General features: G+C 43.7%; 20 protein-coding genes. 8 read left to right on the forward strand and 12 right to left on the reverse strand.

The window, feature by feature from the left end; translation table 11 throughout:
- Nucleotides 1-53 precede the first annotated feature (53 nt).
- Complete coding sequence (locus B4F99_RS13870) at nucleotides 54-845, reverse strand: class I SAM-dependent methyltransferase (RefSeq protein WP_290759030.1); 792 nt, start codon at nucleotides 843-845, stop codon at nucleotides 54-56.
- 40 nt (nucleotides 846-885) lie between these two features.
- The gene (locus B4F99_RS13875; protein ID WP_023468579.1) at nucleotides 886-1,200 is read right to left on the reverse strand and encodes a hypothetical protein; all 315 of its coding nucleotides are present in this window, start codon (nucleotides 1,198-1,200) and stop codon (nucleotides 886-888) included.
- 204 nt (nucleotides 1,201-1,404) lie between these two features.
- Here B4F99_RS13875 and B4F99_RS13880 point away from each other — a divergent pair, with 204 nt between their 5' ends.
- The 3 genes from B4F99_RS13880 (at nucleotide 1,405) to B4F99_RS13890 (ending at nucleotide 3,143) form a co-directional block, all read left to right on the forward strand.
- Nucleotides 1,405-1,887 carry a GNAT family N-acetyltransferase gene (locus tag B4F99_RS13880; protein WP_064299696.1) on the forward strand — a complete coding sequence of 161 codons (483 nt, stop codon included), beginning with the start codon at nucleotides 1,405-1,407 and terminating at the stop codon, nucleotides 1,885-1,887.
- Nucleotides 1,888-2,013: 126 nt separating this feature from the next.
- A complete protein-coding gene (locus B4F99_RS13885; RefSeq protein WP_029341956.1) occupies nucleotides 2,014-2,712 on the forward strand; it encodes a queuosine precursor transporter in 699 nt (232 codons plus the stop codon).
- Between the two features lie 59 nt (nucleotides 2,713-2,771).
- Nucleotides 2,772-3,143 (forward strand): PilZ domain-containing protein, encoded by a 372-nt coding sequence (locus B4F99_RS13890; protein WP_214747276.1) that lies wholly within the window; start codon nucleotides 2,772-2,774, stop codon nucleotides 3,141-3,143.
- A gap of 53 nt (nucleotides 3,144-3,196) precedes the next feature.
- Here B4F99_RS13890 and B4F99_RS13895 read toward each other — a convergent pair whose 3' ends face one another.
- Nucleotides 3,197-4,867, reverse strand: a complete 1,671-nt coding sequence (locus B4F99_RS13895; protein ID WP_290759037.1) for a glycoside hydrolase family 13 protein — start codon at nucleotides 4,865-4,867, stop codon at nucleotides 3,197-3,199.
- 224 nt (nucleotides 4,868-5,091) lie between these two features.
- Here B4F99_RS13895 and B4F99_RS13900 point away from each other — a divergent pair, with 224 nt between their 5' ends.
- The 3 genes from B4F99_RS13900 to B4F99_RS13910 are packed head-to-tail and all read left to right on the forward strand — an operon-like array spanning nucleotide 5,092 to nucleotide 7,034.
- Nucleotides 5,092-5,709, forward strand: coding sequence for a hypothetical protein (locus B4F99_RS13900; RefSeq protein ID WP_290759040.1), 618 nt, complete (start codon nucleotides 5,092-5,094; stop codon nucleotides 5,707-5,709).
- Nucleotides 5,710-5,760: 51 nt separating this feature from the next.
- Nucleotides 5,761-6,555, forward strand: a complete 795-nt coding sequence (locus B4F99_RS13905) for a thymidylate synthase (protein ID WP_029341960.1) — start codon at nucleotides 5,761-5,763, stop codon at nucleotides 6,553-6,555.
- On the forward strand, nucleotides 6,552-7,034 hold the full coding sequence (locus B4F99_RS13910; RefSeq protein ID WP_214854330.1) for a dihydrofolate reductase: 483 nt from the start codon (nucleotides 6,552-6,554) through the stop codon (nucleotides 7,032-7,034). The genes B4F99_RS13905 and B4F99_RS13910 overlap by 4 nt, the downstream gene beginning before the upstream one ends.
- 46 nt (nucleotides 7,035-7,080) lie before the next feature.
- On the opposite strand, the gene B4F99_RS13915 is transcribed toward B4F99_RS13910, so the two are convergent.
- Both B4F99_RS13915 and fumC read right to left on the reverse strand, forming a co-directional pair.
- Entirely contained in the window at nucleotides 7,081-8,598 is a 1,518-nt protein-coding gene (locus tag B4F99_RS13915; protein WP_214854333.1) for a diguanylate cyclase, read from the reverse strand.
- Nucleotides 8,599-8,679: 81 nt separating this feature from the next.
- Complete coding sequence (gene fumC / locus B4F99_RS13920) at nucleotides 8,680-10,074, reverse strand: class II fumarate hydratase (protein WP_290759047.1); 1,395 nt, start codon at nucleotides 10,072-10,074, stop codon at nucleotides 8,680-8,682.
- A 115-nt stretch (nucleotides 10,075-10,189) separates the two neighbouring features.
- Between fumC and B4F99_RS13925 the strand changes: the two genes are divergently transcribed.
- Complete coding sequence (locus B4F99_RS13925) at nucleotides 10,190-11,494, forward strand: hemolysin family protein (protein ID WP_290759050.1); 1,305 nt, start codon at nucleotides 10,190-10,192, stop codon at nucleotides 11,492-11,494.
- Nucleotides 11,495-11,516: 22 nt separating this feature from the next.
- On the opposite strand, the gene B4F99_RS13930 is transcribed toward B4F99_RS13925, so the two are convergent.
- Genes B4F99_RS13930 through B4F99_RS13940 form a run of 3 tightly spaced genes read right to left on the reverse strand, consistent with a single transcriptional unit; the run spans nucleotide 11,517 to nucleotide 14,072 of the window.
- Nucleotides 11,517-11,918 carry a reverse transcriptase-like protein gene (locus B4F99_RS13930; protein ID WP_290759053.1) on the reverse strand — a complete coding sequence of 134 codons (402 nt, stop codon included), beginning with the start codon at nucleotides 11,916-11,918 and terminating at the stop codon, nucleotides 11,517-11,519.
- Entirely contained in the window at nucleotides 11,911-12,870 is a 960-nt protein-coding gene (locus tag B4F99_RS13935; RefSeq protein WP_290759056.1) for a CobW family GTP-binding protein, read from the reverse strand. Before B4F99_RS13935 ends, B4F99_RS13930 begins: the two co-directional genes overlap by 8 nt.
- Before the next feature lie 11 nt (nucleotides 12,871-12,881).
- The gene (locus B4F99_RS13940) at nucleotides 12,882-14,072 is read right to left on the reverse strand and encodes an HD domain-containing protein (protein ID WP_290759060.1); all 1,191 of its coding nucleotides are present in this window, start codon (nucleotides 14,070-14,072) and stop codon (nucleotides 12,882-12,884) included.
- 142 nt (nucleotides 14,073-14,214) lie between these two features.
- Here B4F99_RS13940 and B4F99_RS13945 point away from each other — a divergent pair, with 142 nt between their 5' ends.
- Nucleotides 14,215-14,700: a hypothetical protein gene (locus tag B4F99_RS13945; RefSeq protein ID WP_035407308.1), complete on the forward strand. Its 486-nt coding sequence runs from the start codon at nucleotides 14,215-14,217 to the stop codon at nucleotides 14,698-14,700.
- 270 nt (nucleotides 14,701-14,970) lie between these two features.
- Here the strand turns inward: B4F99_RS13945 and B4F99_RS13950 are convergent, their stop codons facing one another.
- From B4F99_RS13950 to B4F99_RS13965, 4 genes are all read right to left on the reverse strand, one after another.
- Nucleotides 14,971-15,537 (reverse strand): deoxycytidylate deaminase, encoded by a 567-nt coding sequence (locus B4F99_RS13950; RefSeq protein ID WP_056062130.1) that lies wholly within the window; start codon nucleotides 15,535-15,537, stop codon nucleotides 14,971-14,973.
- 49 nt (nucleotides 15,538-15,586) lie between these two features.
- Nucleotides 15,587-16,795, reverse strand: a complete 1,209-nt coding sequence (locus B4F99_RS13955; RefSeq protein WP_214854348.1) for a toxic anion resistance protein — start codon at nucleotides 16,793-16,795, stop codon at nucleotides 15,587-15,589.
- Nucleotides 16,782-17,525 carry a 5-bromo-4-chloroindolyl phosphate hydrolysis family protein gene (locus B4F99_RS13960; protein WP_290759067.1) on the reverse strand — a complete coding sequence of 248 codons (744 nt, stop codon included), beginning with the start codon at nucleotides 17,523-17,525 and terminating at the stop codon, nucleotides 16,782-16,784. The genes B4F99_RS13955 and B4F99_RS13960 overlap by 14 nt, the downstream gene beginning before the upstream one ends.
- A 253-nt stretch (nucleotides 17,526-17,778) precedes the next feature.
- A complete protein-coding gene (locus B4F99_RS13965) occupies nucleotides 17,779-19,122 on the reverse strand; it encodes a sodium-dependent transporter (protein ID WP_290759070.1) in 1,344 nt (447 codons plus the stop codon).
- Between the last annotated feature and the right edge of the window lie 65 nt (nucleotides 19,123-19,187).

Genomic DNA, 19,187 nt, shown 5'->3' on the forward strand with positions numbered 1-19,187 from the left:
GCGAATAACGAGTAAGACCTCTGCCGTATGAATTGCAGAGGTCTTTTTTTGATCTACAGTTCAATCACGCCATAATGCAACTTCGACGTTTTACGCTTTGTTCGTTCGAACCCAAACCGTTCAAACAATGGGCTCTCATAATGTGCTTTTAATACGATGCGCTGACGTGCCACACGCTTCGCCTCAATCATCGCTTCAACAGATAAGGCTTCATAATTCGCAAGTTTTCGTAAAGCGTCTAGATGTGTCGATTCTTCAACAGTCTGTTCAAACATGGGGTCAAAGTAGATGACATCAAAGCAATTATCCGGACATTCTTTCAAAAATGCGAGATGATGTCTGACTTTCACTTCGATTCTTCGCATCGCCTGATTGATTGGTTCGTAAGATTCTTCCCAGCGTTTTAATCCGTCCTTGACGACAAAGGCTGTCTCAGTCTTGCTTTCTAGACCGATGATCCGCCCCTGCTCTCCAATAGCATGACTCATGACAATCGCATCTGCACCTAAACCGAGTGTACAATCTAACACATGCATCCCTTTTGATAGGCGTCCCATCGCAACGAGAGGATCTCTTCCACCTGCATCAATTTGTTTGATGCGAAAGACCGCACTTGAAGGATGGAAAAAGAACGATGTCGTTTCGCCTAGTGGGTATAAATCTAGTCGTTTCTTATCGACGACTAATACCGACAATCCCGTCTCCTGTTGCAGGTGTTCTATGCTTTTTTTTTGCCGCGCGATATAGACGAAATGTATCGTCTCATCCGCTAACAACTGCTTCACACGATCATGCACGACGTCAGTCGGACGAAGACATGTCGTCAGTCCAATGGTTAATTTCATACTTCTTTCCCCCATAAAAAATAAGCCAGCCGCAGCTAGCTCATTTCTTTTTCTTCAATAATCCTTCAATATCTTCGATCAATGCTTTTTTCGAAATCAGGTCTTCTTGCTTTTCCTGTTCGACTTTTGCATCGACCGTCGTCCGCTTCATGAGTGCCTGAAGCGTTTCATCGATGCTTGACTTCAAATGATCACGATCTTCTTTGTTAAGAGAAAGATCATGTTGTACTTCATCCCCTTGTTCATCTAATTGGCGTAAGCGTTCCGTCAATTGTTTCGCTTCACGATTCAAGTCCGAATACAATCGTTCGATTTGCTCTAGACGCAATTTGATTCCGTCACGTTCTGTGAACACGTTTTCCAGCCCCTTCCAGTATGCAGTTGTCTACATCATTACTTTACCATATTCCGAGGTAATTAAAACAATCACAAGATGATTACAAAATGACTTTTTTTAGATTTCTTCCTGCGGATCGATTCCAGTTAATTTTTGCAATTGCACGGAGGGTATCGCTATAATGTAAACGAAGCATCAATTGGGATGAGGGAGGATTTTGTGATGGAATTGAGACGTCGAACATTACGTCATGTCGATCAAGCTGAGTACGATCATTTCTTGAAGTATGGCGAGCAAGCATATGGACTGACTCCGCAAGAAATCAAAGGGTATGACCATGAGCTTGGAGAAGAGCGGGCTTTTGATTCCGTCGAGCACAGTTATCCTGAAGATTATTACTTTGATATCGTTGAAGCAGATACGATCGTGGGGCGGGTTCTGCTCTTAAAAATGGGTCATTACTTCCAACTCGACTTCATGGTGTTTGATCCCTATACGCGTCGGGGTCTAGCTACTCAAGCAGTTGCTGAAGCATTGACGTATTCTGGGGTACTAGATCGTCACGAAGTACGCGCGCGTGTCCTTGAACAATCACCACACGCTTCGTTTGCAAAACGCATTTTGGAAGCGAATGATTTTACGTCGACAGAGAACTATTACGTCAAAGGAAGACGTCGCCGGTACTCTCTGCAACGAATGGGCTAAAGACCGTCCGAAAGACCATGAAACTCATGGTCTTTTTTTTATGCCCCTCGTCGCTTCGTCACCTTTGACAGTTGATGAATTTCAGCGTACAATTTTCATCTGTATGAACAGAAAGGAGTACATCTCATGAACGAATGGTTATGGATCCCTTCCATTTTTTTAACGATGGGATTATTGATTTTCAGTTATTATTTATTTGGTAAGACAGGATTGTTGATGTGGATTGCCATCGCAACAATCATTGCAAACATCCAAGTCACACAAACCGTCGATATTTTTGGTTTCGTCTTTACGTTAGGGAACGTCGTATATGGCAGTTGTTATCTAGCGACAGATATCCTCAATGAAAAATACGGAAAGCAAGTCGCTCGTAAAGGCGTCTATATGGGGTTCTTCTCCCTCATCACGACGACCGTCCTGATGCAGTTCAGTCTCTTATATACACCACTTGCTGATAAGGCTGCACTCGAAACATCCGATTCCTTGCATTTATTGTTCGGACTCTTACCATGGATTGCTGTTGGTAGTCTTGCCGCTTATCTTGTCTCGCAACTATTCGATGTCTTTATTTATTCAAAGATCCGTCAGAAGACAGGCGAACGGAAGCTTTGGTTACGGACGACAGGGTCAACTGTATTAAGTCAATTGCTTGATACATTGACGTTTTGTGCGATCGCCTTCCACGATATGCCCTTCTCCATATGGTGGCAAATCTTCATTACGACGTATCTCGCAAAATTCGTTGTCGCTTGGTTCGCGACACCATTCATGTATTTAGCAAAACGTATCCACCCAACGAAACAATCGACAGACGCTGCCGCATGACCTAAAAAAAACTAGAAGACTTGACGAAATTGTCGGATAATGGGATTGGAGGTGCCTACATGAAAATCAAACGCAATGAACCGTTTCGATATACGCTGAAGACTCCTATAATTGGTGAATTTTACTTGCTCAAAGATGAACAGCGTACACCGAAAGGGTTGATGAAGATTCATAATATCTCACCGAACGGACTAGCAATCAGCACAGAACTAAAACTTCCACTCCTCAAATCAATGAAAATCGTCGTTGAATTCTCATTGATTGAAGGACAAGTGCCACTATGCATCGAAGGGTTTTTATTGCATGAGAAGCCTTCCGGTCCTGGGCGGTTGTACGGTATCCATCTCAATTCGACAACAACTGATCGTGAAAAAATCATTTCACAAGTGAAACAGATCGCGAAATCAGAACGATCCCTTCTTAATGATTAAAATGGCATTGCCCCTACATATGTAAGGGCAATGCCATTTTTTATCGAAACAATTTATGCGTCAAACGTACGGAAGACGACGGCTTCATAAGGTCGAAGCGTTAGTTCATCGGTAACAACGGACTCCTCATAGTTTCCGATGATCCGGTCTGACGTATCATGCGTAGACGGAATATTCACATCATGATCCGCAAACGAACAGTAGACATACCATGTCTCCCCTTCAAGCGTTCGTGAGTAGGCGTAAACTTCTGGATGATCTTCGAGTAAGAGTTCATAGCGACCATAGACGACGAGCTCATGGTCATGTCGTAGACGAATCAACTGCTGATAGTAATAAAAGATAGATTGCTCATCTGCAAGCGCCTGTTCGACGTTGATTTCCGGATAGTTCGGATTGACCTTCAACCATGGTGTTCCCGTCGAGAAACCAGCGTTCTCCGACGCATCCCACTGCATCGGTGTCCGCGCATTGTCACGTCCTTTGACATGGATGGAACGTAGTAGTTCAGCCGGTGATGCTCCTTGTTCCGTACGTTCTTTCCACATGTTCCGAATTTCGATATCTTCATAGTCCGCAATGTCTTCAAAAGCGACGTTCGTCATGCCGATTTCCTCGCCTTGATAGATATATGGTGTCCCTTTTAACAAATGCAATAATGTAGCAAGCATTTTAGCTGACTCGACGCGGTACGTCGTGTCATTTCCGAATCGACTGACGACGCGGGGTTGATCGTGGTTGTTCCAATAGAGCGAGTTCCACCCCGTCTCATGTAAGGCCGTCTGCCATTTGGTGAAGTTTTGCTTGAGTTTGAGTAAATCAAACGGAATGACGTCCCATTTCCCGTTCGGACCTGAATCAAGATCCATATGTTCGAACGTAAAGACCATGTTGACCTCTTTACGTGCCAGATCCGTGTAAAGAATGGCATCATCCGTCGTCGCTCCTGGCATCTCACCGACTGTCAGGACATCGTATTTACCGAAGGAAGCTTCGTTCATCTCGTGTAAAAACTCATGGACACGTGGTCCGTTGATATAATGTTCTCCACCATCTCCATACAGTGCTCCTGGATGGACCGTCGCATCTGGTAAGCCAGGTGTCTTCGAAATCAAGTTGATGACGTCCATTCGGAAACCATCAATCCCTCGATCCAACCAGCGACGAATCATCCCGTACACATCGTGACGCATCTGCTCATTTTCCCAGTTCAAGTCAGGCTGCTTCTTCGAGAATAAGTGAAGATAGTATTCATTCGTTGTTTCATCATATTCCCAGGCAGGTCCAGAGAAAATCGACCCCCAGTTGTTTGGTAGAGAACCGTCTGGATTTGCCGGGCGCCACATATAATAATCCCGATATGGATTGTCCTTGCTTTGACGCGATTCCGCGAACCACTGATGTTCATCTGACGAATGATTGATGACAAGGTCCATGACGATTTTGATATCTCGTGCATGTGCCTCATCTAGAAGACGATCAAAATCATCCATCGTCCCGAATTCCTTCATGATGGCTTCATAATCACGGATATCATAGCCATTATCATCGTTCGGTGAATCATAGACAGGACTTAGCCAAATGACGTCGATACCAAGCGTCTTCAAATAATCCAACTTTTCGATGATTCCGTTCAAATCACCGATCCCGTCCCCATTCGAATCATTATAACTACGTGGGTAAATTTGATAAACGACACTATCATGCCACCATTTACGTTCCATCCTCAACACTCTCCTCTTTTATGTACGTAACGTGCTACATATTGAGCAAACGATTGCATCAATTTGTAAAAGCGCTTTCAATTATCACAACGTCATCTTAACATGTCCATGAGAGGTGCTCAAGCAAGAACCTTAACATATTTGATATCATGAAATATGAAATACAAGTGTTTACTACATCCAAGATGATGGAAAAGAAAGGTATGAGAGAGGAGTGTGGACAAATGTATCGTCGATATTTGCTTTTCCTTGTCTGGGCGATTGCTATTGTCTTCATCTTATTATTTGGAAATAATCGTGTCTTTCCAGAAGGTTTCTTGATTTCGTTTTTATGTTTCGACCAAAGTCAATTTGATACATCCGCGTTAAGTTTATTTGCCTTACTCGGTATTTATCCGTTCGCTTTCTTTTTACTATTTCTAGATGAGAAACGATTCATGCGCCCAGGACCGCTCGTCGCAAGTATTGGATCGTTCTTCTTAGGTGCCTTCGTGTTGATGCCTTATGTCGCCCTCGCTATTCCAAGGAAAACGTTTCTTCCTTTTCGTCGTCGCGGGTGGATTCCTACCGTCGTCGCCTTACTTAGCGTCGTGACGACATTATTGCTTTGGATTGCTCTTGCTCGATCTGATTGGAGTATATTCCGCATCTACTTTGAGACGAATCAATTCGTTCGAACGATGACAGTCGATTTATTACTGTTTTATATTCTTCAGATTTATTTATTACGACGCATTCGTCTTCGAAATAAACAATCATTGCAATGGCAAGACGGCATTCCTCTTTTTGGTCTATTCCGCTATCTGTTCACAAGACATCTGCCAGCTTCCTCAAAATCGTGATGGTTTATGGTACAATGGGAATTGGATTTTTTTAAAAGGAGCTGTCATCCGATGGAACAATATCATGCACTTTGCGAACACATTTTGGAACACGGAACAAAAAAGGAAGACCGGACAGGAACGGGAACGCTGAGCGTGTTTGGTCACCAAATGCGCTTCTCCCTTCAAGATGGCTTTCCGCTTATCACGACGAAAAAGCTACATATGAAGTCGATCATCCATGAGTTGATCTGGTTTATTTCGGGTGATACGAATATTCGTTACTTGCAGGAAAACGGAGTGCGCATTTGGAACGAATGGGCAGATGAGAATGGGGATTTAGGACCTGTGTATGGGGCACAATGGCGTTCTTTTCCACGTCCTGACGGAACAACGGTCGATCAACTCGCACAAGTCATCGAACAAATCAAGACGAATCCGGATTCCCGTCGTTTGATCGTCAGCGCTTGGAATCCTGGACAAGTCGATGAGATGGCGTTACCTCCATGTCATCTCTTGTTCCAATTTTATGTCGCTGACGGAAAACTGTCCTGTCAGCTGTATCAACGTTCTGCCGACGTCTTTTTAGGCGTACCGTTCAATATTGCATCCTATGCCTTACTGACACACATGATTGCTCATGTGTGTGGACTCGAAGTCGGTGACTTCGTCCATACGCTCGGAGATGCCCACATCTATTCGAACCATGTGGAACAAGTCAATCTTCAGTTGACACGTACCCCTAAAAAATTACCGACGCTGCGCTTCGCTCGAACTGTCGATCGTATTGAAGACTTCCGCTTCGAAGATATCATCATCGAAGGATATGATCCTGATCCGCATATTAAAGGTGTAGTAGCTGTATGATTACACACATCGTAGCGTACACGAAAAATCATGTCATCGGACGCGATAATGCCATGCCGTGGCACCTTCCATCTGATTTAGCACACTTTAAGCGTACGACGCTTGGTAAACCGATCATCATGGGGAGAAAGACGTTCGAATCAATTGGACGCCCGTTACCTGGTCGAGAGAACATCGTCATCACGCGTGATCAAAATTATGTAGTAGATGGTGTGACAATTTGGCATGATTTATCTACCTTACACCCATATGTTGATTCAGAGGAAGAAGTCTTTTTGATTGGTGGAGGGGAATTATTCGTTCAAACGCTTCCTCTCGTACGGCGCATCTATGTAACAGAAATTGATGCGACGCTTGAGGGAGATGTCTATTATCCCGAGATCCCGTCTACTTTTCAAATCACGTCTGAAACGCATTATGATGCAGTAGAAGGAAATGATTACTCCTTTGTCATTCGTCAATATGATCGATCATTATAAAACCAGCCTCTTCCATCCGAATAGCGGAAGGAAAAGGCTGGTTTTTTTACGGTATTTGCATAATCCACTCTGTGATCCATTCTTCCACTTCTTGATCTACATGAGTTACCATCACATAATCGGTAGCCCCTCGAGATAAGGCTTCTGCAAGACGATCATCTTCTTGTTCTGTCACGACCAAAACATCAATGATTGAATCTCGTTGTTTTCTCCATTCTTCTAGTCGCAGAAAGTTCTCGATCGCTAATTGATCAAGCGAAAGAATCGCCAGTTGTAGTTGTGTTGTCTGCCGATCGTCTAATGGAACCACTTCGAAGTGGTATTTGGGATGATCGGGTAGATCCAACTGACGGACTTGTTTAAGCAATCTTTCCTCGACACGGATAGACACCGATAATTTTTCAATCGATATTGCCGTAGAATAGGAAAGGACTTGGTTACGTCCATTACGTTTTGCTTGATATAACGCTTCATCTGCCTCCGCCGTCGCTTGAGCAAGCGTCGTATGTATATCAAATGAAAAGGATAGACCAATCGAAACAGTAATTTTTAATCCATTCGCAAAAACATGTCGTTCGATACGTTCACGTATTTTATTCATATTAGCGATTGCTTGAGGCAATGTTTCTGCTGAAAACAGTAAAATGAATTCCTCACCACCGAAACGAATGAACTCATCGTCGAGACGAGCCGCTTGTTGAACGACGGTCGCTAGTTCGGATAGGACTAAGTCTCCTGTCGGATGTCCATGTAAGTCATTGATTCGTTTGAAGTGATCAAGATCAAAAATCGCTAATCCAAATGTTCGTTGTTCACGTTCTAAACGTGCTGTGCGACGATCAAATGCATTCTGAAGGTATTTCCGATTATAAGCCCCTGTCAATTCATCGACCAAAATTGTTGACGATACAACTCTCAGTTTTCGTAAAAGTCGCGCAAGGCGGACATGACGTTCTTCATTCCTCACAGTTTCATCCCAATAATCATCGGCCCCCATCTCATAACTACTTTGTCGGACTTCTGATTGGCTCGGACCGACGATGATGATCGGAACGAATGCGGATTCCATCTGCTTCATGAGCTTTTTGAACACTTCCACTGAATCAGTGATACATGCATAATCGATGATGACGGCGTCCATCGTAATGTCGTGTGACATTGATAAGGTATCTTCTACCGAGCTAAAAAAACGTGACATATAGCGCGCTTGTTCCAGTGACTTTTTCCATTTGATATTCTCAAGAAAACGTTTTGTCACAGTGACGACTAATTCCTTTCGGACCCGGTTAGCACGTGAGCGCTCTGATAACTGATCGACGATAGGTTGCAATAATTCTTTGACGCTTGACTGATCAATGACAACGTCTACTCGTTCCCAAGTAATTTTTTCATGGCTTACTTGATCGGCGAGTCCCTTAAAGAGTTCCTCTCTGCCGAGTCCTTCCATCCAGCTCGCCAATGCAAGCAATTCTGATCGTGGTACAGCCGGCATCCGAAGTAATGTCTCTACCATATTGATCGTTTGCTGTAATTGTTTTTCTGCCCGCTTTCGATTTTGCTCCATGCAATTCCCTCTCTTTCTATAGATCCGAATAACGTTTCTCGGATAAAGAGAAAGCGAGGGAATATCCCCCGCTTTTTCAACTCATACTTTTAAGTTCGGACGAACCATGTCTGCTGGTACAATCCATTGATCATATTGTTCTTCTGTTAGTAATCCTGTCGCAAGTGCCGCTTCTTTTAATGTCGACCCTGACTTATGCGCCGCTTTCGCAATTTTTGCCGCATTCTCATATCCGATATGCGGATTGAGCGCTGTTACGAGCATCAGTGACCGTTCGACGTTCTCAGCGATGACGGACTGCTCAGGTTCAATGCCGATCGCACAATGGTCATTGAACGAATGCAAGGCGTCTGTAAGTAAACGAACGGATTGAATAAAGTTATACATGATGACCGGCTTGAAGACGTTTAGTTCAAAGTTACCTTGACTTGCAGCAAAACCAATCGTTGCGTCATTTCCGAGGACTTGCGCAGCGACCATCGTCAATGCCTCACTTTGAGTCGGATTGACTTTTCCTGGCATGATTGAGCTCCCTGGTTCATTTTCTGGAATCGTGATTTCACCGATTCCTGCTCGTGGACCAGATGCAAGCCAGCGGACGTCATTTGCAATCTTCATCGCGTCCATCGCTAGTGCTTTGACAGCACCATGTGTGAAGACGAGTTGATCGTGGCTTGTTAAAGCGTGGAATTTGTTTTCCGCACTCGTGAATTCATAACCCGTCTCTTCACTCATCTTCTTCGCTGCCAAATCACCAAACTCAGGATGTGCATTAATCCCCGTACCAACAGCCGTACCGCCGATTGCTAGTTCCGTTAATGGGTCAAGCGTCCGTTCGATCATTTGCTTCGAAAGCGCAAGCATCCGGACCCAGCCGCTGATTTCTTGACCAAGTGTGATTGGTGTAGCATCTTGCAAGTGTGTTCGTCCGATTTTAACGATATCCACAAAAGCCTTTGCTTTTTCATCAAGTGTCGCATGTAGAGCATCGATAGCTGGGAAAAGTGATTCCAATAAGACTGTTTTTGCCGCTAAATGCATCGCTGTTGGATATGTATCATTTGAACTTTGTGATTTATTGACATCATCATTCGGATGAATCGTCGTTTCACTGCCTTGTTCCTTTAATTTGCGTGTCGCGACCCGAGCGATCACTTCGTTGACGTTCATATTAGACTGAGTACCTGAACCCGTTTGCCAAACGACAAGCGGAAACTCATCATCGAATTTCCCCGCGATGATTTCGTCACATACTTCAGCAATGGCACCAGCTTTTTCTGTCTCAAGCACACCTAAGTCGCGGTTCGCAAGCGCCGCTCCTTTTTTCAGGACTGCAAATGCACGAATGACTTCAATCGGCATTTTTTCCGTTCCGATCTTAAAGTTTTCTAGACTACGTTGTGTTTGTGCGCCCCACTCCTGCGCTTCCGGTACACGAATTTCCCCCATCGTGTCACGTTCTACACGGTATTCCATAAACAAATTCCCCCTTTTGATTACTTCTCTTCTAGTTTACCGGAAAGCTCGCAGAATGGGAATGAGGGAGACAGTTTTGGGGAATAGTTTATTATCGAAAAGGAGTGAAGATTTCATGTGGTTAATAAATTTAATAATTGTTTTATTATTGATTCTGGCGAACGGTATATTTGCGATGACCGAACTCGCTTTGCTCTCTTCCAAACGATCGAAATTAGAAAAAGCAATGGATGATGGTAAAAAATCAGCCCATGTCGCATTAGAGTTGCTGGATCGACCGACTGACCTGTTATCGACTGTTCAAGTCGGCATCACGTTAATTGGAATCGTCAATGGTGCATTCGGTGGTGCCGCGCTCTCTGGTCCTGTCATCAATTGGCTCGCTCAATTCGGATGGATCGCTCCTTATGCCAGTACAATCGGTTATATTCTTGTCGTGACAATCATCACCTATATTTCGCTCGTCATCGGTGAACTCGTTCCTAAACGTGTTGCTCTTGTCAGTCCAGAACGAGTTACGATGTGGCTCGCCCCCCCGATGCGCTTCTTCTCGATCGTTCTTCGACCATTCATTTGGGTTTTGAGTAAATCGACGAGTTCCATCTTCCGCTTGATTGGTCTCGATCGATTGCAGACGAAAGACGAGACGGAAGACGAAGTCCGGCAATTACTAATTCGTGGCACGAAAGAGGGAACATTTAATCGTTCAGAAGCTGAGCAAGTTTCTCGTGTCTTTGATTTTCATGATTTATATGCGTATGAACTGATGGAGCCCAGAACGGTTACGGAGTGGATTGACTTAGCTGATGAACCCGACACGATCCTACAAGAGCTCCGACAAGCGCGACACCGAAACTTACCGGTCGGTCACGGGGATTTGGATCATTTTGTCGGATTCATCGATGCAAAAGAAATACTATCAACGGAACATCCTGTCAAAGAACTTGAACGATTGATTCAATCTCCACTGATTGTTCCCCGCCAACTGAAAGCAACCGTTTTACTTGAACGGATGCGGAAGGAAACTGTATCGATTGCATTCGTTTTAGACGAGTACGGTGGTTTTCTTGGCATGATCACCTTGTTCGATATTCTCGAAGCATTCGTCGGCGAGATTTCAAGCGTCGAGGAAGAACCGGAACTCGTCATGCGGAAAGACGGTTCGTTCCTAGCGGACGGATTATTGCACATCGATGATTTAAAACGAACGCTCGGCTATACAGATGACTTACCCGGTGAACAGTTAAACGCCTATCATACAGTTGCCGGTTTAATCCTGTATATGTTAGGTGATGTACCAACGCGTGGAAGTGCTGTCGTGATTGGATCATACCGATTTGAAGTCGTTGACTTAGACGGACGTCGCGTCGATCAAATCCTGATTGAACGCATCGAACATGAACAAACACCCCTTTCATAAGGATAGGGGTGTTTGCCTTCAATTATGCTTCGTATAATCGTAATGCCTCGCGTGCGACGCGATCTGCTTTATTCTCAGACCGCGGAATCCACTTCACGAAGGCGAGTGGTAAGAGTTGATAGCGTTCAAAAGCAGGATCAAAGATCGTCTGCGTTCGTTTATTCTTGACGAATTCACGTTCGACCGCTAATGCAACCGCTTCTGAATCCGTCCGAAACGAAATGACGCTTTCTCCTTGAATAATTAGTTCGTGCGCCCACTCGACGGCTTTTGCAAATGCGATGAATTCTGCTTCATGATTATTAATTGCTTGAATTTGATACATTTTTTCTGTGACTTCGCCCTCGGAGCTTTTGCTAAACAGTCCAACCGCTGCTTCGTCGTTTGAGGGACGGACCGTTCCGTCAAAATAAAGTTCAACCATGTTCAATTGCCGCCTCGATTCCTTTTCGTATCGCTTGCTCATCTAGCCCTTTTCCAATGAAGACGAGCGTCGTCTTTGGTTGTTCGCTAAATGGTTCTCGGATTGCTGTTCCGTAAATCATCCCTGTCCCTTGTAAGATTACTTTTCGTTCTGTATCTGCAAAATGGATGATCCCCTTATAACGATAGAGATCTTCCGCGTAGGCTTCTAACACCTCACGTAGGACCATACCGAATCGATTTCGATTCAATGGTCGTTCCTCAACAATCGTTAGTGCCGTAAAATCTTCGACGGATTGATGAATCTGATCTGTTTGTTGGCTGAGTCGCACTTGTTCTTCTTTTGGAAAATGGAATGTTTCAAATAGTCGATTTGATTCCAATTGTCCCTGTTCCGTTTCAATGATGGCTGCAGATGGATTTCGTTCGCGCAGCAAAGCAATCAACGGTTCGCGTTCTGATGCTTTAATTAAATCCATCTTATTTAATACAAGTACATCAGCAAATCCGATTTGTTTCACATTTTCTTGGAACGTCAATTGTCGTTCTAAGTGATACGCATCGATGACTGTGACGACACTTGAAATCTGATAAGACTGTTCAACGGCTGGTTCAAAATAAAATGTCTGAAGAATCGGTCCTGGATCAGCGACACCAGTCGTTTCGATCAATAATCGATCAAATGATAGTTCCCCATCACGGCGACGTTTGGCAATCCGTAGCAATGCATCCCGTAAATCGCCTCGAATAGAACAACAGATGCAACCATTTGTCAATTCGATCATCTCTTCATCACTTCGCTCAATCAATGCTTCATCAATGTGAACAGAACCTACTTCATTGACAAGCAACGCAAACTTCTCTGTCGGTTGAGAAACAAGATGGTTGAGTAACGTGGTCTTACCGGCACCTAAAAAACCAGTAATGACGGTCGTACGTATTTTGTCTTGCATGATTTCACTCCTTAGCGTCCTTGTTGCTGACGCCATTTTTCTTTTCGTGCATCGAGCAGATCAATCGCATGAAGATACCAGGCATCCGCCGTTTGCGGCGTAACACTTGATCCCCACTCGCGTTTTCCATGGTGCGATAATACCATATGCATGAGACGGTGATAGACCGCTCGTGGTAACCGAATATTCTCTTCTCGAAGCGTTTGTTCGAGCACGAAGCATCCGTATGGCATATGTCCTATAAGAACACCATCTGGATCTAGCGCAATACCTGCTAGTTCTTCTTCTTCTTCGGTTACGTGTAACAGTCTCGAAAAACGATCTGTCGATGCACCTGCATGTGTATATTCCCACAGTTTACCGATATCGTGCAATAAAATACCGAGCAACAATTCATTCGGATTCGGTCGTTGATCTAACAGAGCAATTCCTTTTGCTGCTTGATAAAGCGCATCAAAGCTGTCATCCCAAGAAAATTGACGCATCTCTCGTTCAGATGCTTGGAATAGTTCATTTTTGTGATCGGCCTCTGCTTCTTGGATACATTTCAGCAATGTCAAATACGGTTGTTCACTATCACAGATTCCTTGACCAATCGTCATCATACAGGCAGTATGTTTTAATAATCCACCGATATAGGCATGGTGATGAAATAAGGCAGCCGGTCGCGTTGAAAAGTCCGCCCAGTACTGTCGCAAAATCGATAGCGCGATTTCTCGGTAAGGCGTATCTAGTTGATCGATCAATCCAAGTAACTGATCACGATACGTTTCAAGCGACTCCTCTGACGGTAGCTGCGGCAAGAACTGCGTAGGTGAAGCATCATAAATCGGTGTGACGCGTTGAACCGTCAATGATTTATTACCGGATTGCGGCGGATACTCTTCTACTTTTGCTTCGACTCGAACAATTCGTGTCTCGAGATATGGACGGAGTGCTTCTTCTGCTGTTCCTTGATTGATCCATTGTTTTCCTTTACAAGATCCAGCAGGCGAGTTGAATGTAAACTGTAACCACTCTCGTCCGGTTTGACCTGTGCGAATTTCACCCGAGGCAACGAGTAGTACTTCTTCGATTCGCTCACCAGGAACAAGTGTATCTAGCGAAAGTCCAATCGGTTGATTTGATTGATTGATAGAAAAAGCGTCATTTTCATTAGAAGGCATCGTCACTTCTGGAAGCGCCTTGAATAATTGTATCACTTCATCTCACTCCTTTTTCTTCATCCATATCATAGCAGAGACGATTTCATCACGACTACTATCAAACATATATTGTAAGCGTTTTCTAAATGAACTATGATGAACGTGGAAGTCAATTTTTATGCTTAAAGGAGGAGAAACGATGATTCGACCACTTACTCATTTATACAGCGAAGCTGTCGTCACACACGATCAATTGGATCCATCCAAAATCGTGACACGCGACCAGATTCGGCAAGCTGTTCAATCGTACGATCCGTACCAATCGCATACGTCGCATGCACTGGAAGAGTTGTTACTTCATGAGTTACGTCAGGCATGTCATTGTGTTAAAGAAGAAGGACTATCCTTAGCTGATATGCAGACGGAATTGTTGATCCTCTCTGCTTTCCAATGTGATGCAGGTTATTTAGCAGAAGAAATTCAACATATGTCACCGACCGCTATCAAACGACATCTTTCTACACTTGATGCCGCTTTCAATCGACTATTGCATCAACTGTTTTTACATCAGTCGCAACCAGACATTCTTTGTCAACGGTTTATGACAATCCTCGCGGGTGCAGTCGCTACAAAATGTAAAATCCGTGCTAAGCGTCTCAAGGAAACCATGCTTGTTCATCCATAACAAAAAAATCCTGACTCGTATGAGTCAGGATTTTTCATTCAACGACCTGGCATTCCAGCTCCTTGATTGGTTTTGTATGAAAATGCGGCGTTCCGCTTCGTCATATTCTATAGTCATCATGCCAAACTATTCAAGTCTTGTCAATTCTTTTCTAAAAAAAGTGGACCGATTTTCGATTGAAAATCAGTCCGAATGGAAGAGTGAATAATTACCATGGCAATGCTTGATTTCATCATACAATGCTATGGAAGCGTTTACAACCCTTTTCCGTTAAATTTTTTCAAGAAAATATTCGTTTGCGAGTGGCAAGTGGATGACTTCGATTCCACTTTGTCGCATCAGGTTCAATCCGTCCCCATATTCATATCCTGTCGAATAGACGACACGATCAATTTTAGAGGCAATAAGCGCTAAACTACACGCATGACACGGACTATGTGTGACGTATGCTGTCGCATGACGCGCACTCGTCGAATCGGCAGCTAGCTTACCGAGTGCATTGATTTCAGCATGAATCTCATGCTGCTTCGACCATTCATGATGTTCCTCTTGATTTTCACAACGATAAAAGAGAATCCCGTTTCGTTCAATCGACTCTTCAGTAATCGGATGGTCGGATCTTGATGTATAGAGAATACCCTCTTGCTTTAAGTAAATTTCATTACAATTCACATGCTGACTGGGTGTTCCGTTTATCCCGATCGAAATCGGCTTTTCGTCTTTGACGATGACACAAGCAACGGATTTTGAGGCGCATTTTGAATGACGATCTGCCATCATCCGCGCAAATAATAACCATGTTGTGTCCCACTTCAATTGCTTCTCTTCTATATTCATTTAAAATCCTTCCTTTCATGAAGGAAAGGAACACGAAAATTCGTGTTCCTTAGTATGGTCGATTCGGTAATTCTCTACTTTTTGAGGCAACTTCGATGACTTTTTGTTTCAATTCGTTTTCCATTCGTTCTAATTCATGCTCAGCGTCGCGGCGTTTTTGTTTTCCTTCTTGTTGAATGCGTAATGTCTCATCAAGTGTCTCAATCAAGTTTTGGTGTGCCACTTTTAATGATTCGACAGAAACAATTCCTTTTTCGTTTTCTTCCGCAATTTCAATCGACGATTCTTTCAGTAACTTCGAATTTTGCTCAAGTAGCTGATTCGTCGTGTTGGTGACATCCTTTTGCATTTCGAGTGCTGCTTTTTGACGTGATAAACTTAAGGATAAGACGACTTGGTTTTTCCAGAGCGGAATCGTATTGACGACTGCCGATTCGATTTTTTCCGCTAAAATTTGGTTATTTTGTTGAATGACGCGAATTTGCGGCGCCATTTGCAAACTGATCGTTCGTGATAATTTTAAATCATGGATTTTCTTTTCGAAACGGTCCGTCAATTGAATCAAGTCATTTAATTCCTGTAACTTCGTCTGATCCCGAGATACCTCGACTTCTGTCCGTAGCGGTTCGATTTCATGCTGACGCACATGAGCGATTTTCGTCTCGCCAGCCGCAATATAGACGTTCAATTCTTCAAAATAACGTTTATTTTTTTGATACATTTGGTCGAGTAAAGTGATGTCTTTCATCAATCCAAATTTCGATCGATCAAGATTGTGTACGACTTCCTCGAGATAAGCACTCATTTTCTCATACTGCAAGAAATACGTTTCTGCTTTTTTCTTTGCTCGCCCAATAACCGGAACGTTCGACCAGAAACTCTTTTTTTCTTGAAGTGTGTCTGGATCCATTTGACGTACACGTTGCATTAAATCACTCAGCAGTTTTCCTGCCTCCCCGCCGTCCTTCATTTTTACTTCACTTAAGACTTGATCGGAGAATTGAGAGAGTTCACGCTGGACGGGTGCTCCAAATTGCATGACGGCATCCGTCTTTTGAAGATCGATTACTTGTAGCAAACGTTCGATTTTTTGTCGCTGTTCTGCTGGAACATCCGAAGGAATCATCTCTTCGACAGGGCGTGCCGGCATTTTAGGAGGTGTCTCCGCTATATTTAGATCGACCGACGGATCGGAGATCGTTGGTTGATCTTGCTCATCAGGCCATTGTTGCCACGTTTCTTTATCAGAATGGGTCATGTCGGTAACTCTCCTCCTGTTTTTGTTGTTCGGTCTCTTGTGCTAGAACCTTTTCAATCGTCAAGAGTTCCCGTTCTAAATCAACGGTATCCCCTTCGAGCAATAAGGTTTGTTGTTGTTTTAATTTTTGACCAATCATTTTCAAATTCGAAATCAGTTGATTTTTCGTATCAACTTGAACTTGGGCACCTCGGCGTTCCAGATCGGCGTATTTTTCTGAAATCGATAATAAGGAATCTAGGTAGAATGTAAAGAAGTCCCGGACTTTTTTGACGTCTCGTGGACTTTCATATAACTCTTCGAACAATACATGGGCTTCACGTGAAACCATTCGCATCTCACTTCTAATTTCACCATCTCGTATGGAGGGAACGATTTGATCATACGTCTGGATTTTCACAAATCCTTCCTCAATCGTCCGTTGCAAGACTTGAAGTTCTAAATCATCCGTCTCCTCAAAGCGTCGTGTTGCCTGCTCGGGTTTTAAGATGACACTGCCCACAAACTCATCTTCGTCATCGAGTAGTAGTTTCTTTTTGACATTTTTCCGCTTGATTTCGGTCGATTTTCGTTCAGTCCGATATCGTCGTCCTGGTTTAGTCCGGTAACCACTCCAAATGAACCATAACCCAAGTGCGATGAAGATTCCCGAAAAGTTGAACGTATCAGCCAATTGTAAAAATACGAACATCATACCGATGGAGCCAAATATCCACCATGAAGACTTCATATCATCCCCTCTTCCTTCTTGCTGATTCTTTTATCAGGTCTACGTGTCTTTATTTTAACATTACGTAACGTTTAACAAAAAGTTTCCCGTTTTCCCGAAATATTACGCCTCGTATATTTATATTTCAACATACTTTTGCAGTAATGACATCAGACCGAAGAACGAACTGTTCACCTTTTTTATATCAAATCTTACGATAAAGAAGGTAGTCGACATACGTTGTCGACTACCTTCCGAGAGTTTTATTTATATATCATCCAAAAATTGGCCAGATGAGAATGATCAAAATCGCAATCGGACTCAAGTAGCATACGCTTACCCGCCACACAGGAACGATTTTTTTCATGAATGGACTTGTTATTAGCTCCTGCTCGATAAGAGTTCGGTCGAGTTTGTAACCGGCAAAAATTGAAATCAATAATGCACCAATCGGCATTAGAATGTTTGAGACGAGGAAATCAACACTGTCAAAGAACGTTTTCCCCATGAATTGTGCATCACCTAGAATTCCAAACGAGAGTGCAGATGGAATGCCGACGATGGCGATTGCGAGTGTCGCAAGCCAAGTCGTCCGCTTTTTATCGCGCATCGTCGCGTTTTCTTTTCGATCCGTCAAGGAAGCAACGACGACCTCAAGCATCGCAATCGATGAAGTGATCGACGCGAAAGCGAACAACAAGAAGAATAGTATCAAGAACAACGAACCAAATTGAATTTGGCTGAAGACGGTCGGCAAGACGATAAAAAGTAACGCTGGACCTTCTGCCGGGTCAAGACCTGAAGCAAAAACGGCTGGGAAAATCGCAAATCCTGCTAATAATGAGACGGCTACATTCATCGCAACAATCCATGCTGCCGAACGGTTAATTTCTCCACGTTCCTTCATATAGGATGCATACGTCAGCATCGCTGATACACCGAGCGATAAGGAAAAGAACGCTTGCCCAAGGGCACTCAGGACAGAAGTTCGGTTGAGCACCGAGAAATCAGGCTGAACGAAAAACTTGACGCCTTCCATCGCACCATCAAGCGTTAACGATCGTAAGACAAGAATGATGAAACACACGAATAATAATGGCATCATGATCTTACTCATTTTTTCAATACCAGATTGAACACCACGTAAAACGATCCAACATGTCAGAGCGAGAAAAATCAATTGCCCCGAGATGACATAAAGCGGTGAGGCTGAAATCGTTCCGAACAATTCACCGAGTGCTCCACTATCCATTGTCGTTAACCGACCTGTAAAACCAAGAATGGTATAAATTAAGACCCAGCCTCCGATGACGCTGTAGAAAGAGAGCAACAAGAAACAGGCGATGACACCCAGGACACCAATGAACGTGAACTTCTTATGACCAAGCGCCGAGAACGCTTGAAGTGCCGTTTTCCCACTCGTTCGACCGATTAAAAACTCAGCAATCAAGACAGGCAATCCAAGTAGCAAGGTAAACACGAGGAATAAAAGTAAAAAGGCGCCCCCTCCGTTTGTTCCAGTCGTATACGGGAATTTCCAAATGGCCCCCAGACCAATGGCGGATCCCGCTGCTGCTAAAATAAATCCAACTTTTGAAGCCCATGCGTTTCCTTTCATGGTGCTCCACCTCCTTTTCAAAATACTTTTTCATTGTACAGAAAGAAATCATGAAAGTCATCCTT

The organism is Exiguobacterium sp. UBA3491 (assembly GCF_002377745.1).
GTDB lineage: Bacteria > Bacillota > Bacilli > Exiguobacteriales > Exiguobacteriaceae > Exiguobacterium_A.

Coding starts and splice junctions, on each gene's coding strand:
- B4F99_RS13950 (WP_056062130.1), bottom strand. CDS start 15,537: ATGAATATAGAAGAGAAGCAATTGAAGTGGGACACAACATGGTTATTA.
- B4F99_RS13930 (WP_290759053.1), bottom strand. CDS start 11,918: ATGGTTGAACTTTATTTTGACGGAACGGTCCGTCCCTCAAACGACGAA.
- fumC (WP_290759047.1), bottom strand. CDS start 10,074: ATGGAATACCGTGTAGAACGTGACACGATGGGGGAAATTCGTGTACCG.
- B4F99_RS13910 (WP_214854330.1), top strand. CDS start 6,552: ATGATTACACACATCGTAGCGTACACGAAAAATCATGTCATCGGACGC.
- B4F99_RS13895 (WP_290759037.1), bottom strand. CDS start 4,867: ATGGAACGTAAATGGTGGCATGATAGTGTCGTTTATCAAATTTACCCA.
- B4F99_RS13900 (WP_290759040.1), top strand. CDS start 5,092: ATGTATCGTCGATATTTGCTTTTCCTTGTCTGGGCGATTGCTATTGTC.
- B4F99_RS13915 (WP_214854333.1), bottom strand. CDS start 8,598: ATGGAGCAAAATCGAAAGCGGGCAGAAAAACAATTACAGCAAACGATC.
- B4F99_RS13885 (WP_029341956.1), top strand. CDS start 2,014: ATGAACGAATGGTTATGGATCCCTTCCATTTTTTTAACGATGGGATTA.
- B4F99_RS13925 (WP_290759050.1), top strand. CDS start 10,190: ATGTGGTTAATAAATTTAATAATTGTTTTATTATTGATTCTGGCGAAC.
- B4F99_RS13955 (WP_214854348.1), bottom strand. CDS start 16,795: ATGACCCATTCTGATAAAGAAACGTGGCAACAATGGCCTGATGAGCAA.
- B4F99_RS13935 (WP_290759056.1), bottom strand. CDS start 12,870: ATGCAAGACAAAATACGTACGACCGTCATTACTGGTTTTTTAGGTGCC.
- B4F99_RS13890 (WP_214747276.1), top strand. CDS start 2,772: ATGAAAATCAAACGCAATGAACCGTTTCGATATACGCTGAAGACTCCT.
- B4F99_RS13870 (WP_290759030.1), bottom strand. CDS start 845: ATGAAATTAACCATTGGACTGACGACATGTCTTCGTCCGACTGACGTC.
- B4F99_RS13965 (WP_290759070.1), bottom strand. CDS start 19,122: ATGAAAGGAAACGCATGGGCTTCAAAAGTTGGATTTATTTTAGCAGCA.
- B4F99_RS13905 (WP_029341960.1), top strand. CDS start 5,761: ATGGAACAATATCATGCACTTTGCGAACACATTTTGGAACACGGAACA.
- B4F99_RS13960 (WP_290759067.1), bottom strand. CDS start 17,525: ATGAAGTCTTCATGGTGGATATTTGGCTCCATCGGTATGATGTTCGTA.
- B4F99_RS13880 (WP_064299696.1), top strand. CDS start 1,405: ATGGAATTGAGACGTCGAACATTACGTCATGTCGATCAAGCTGAGTAC.
- B4F99_RS13945 (WP_035407308.1), top strand. CDS start 14,215: ATGATTCGACCACTTACTCATTTATACAGCGAAGCTGTCGTCACACAC.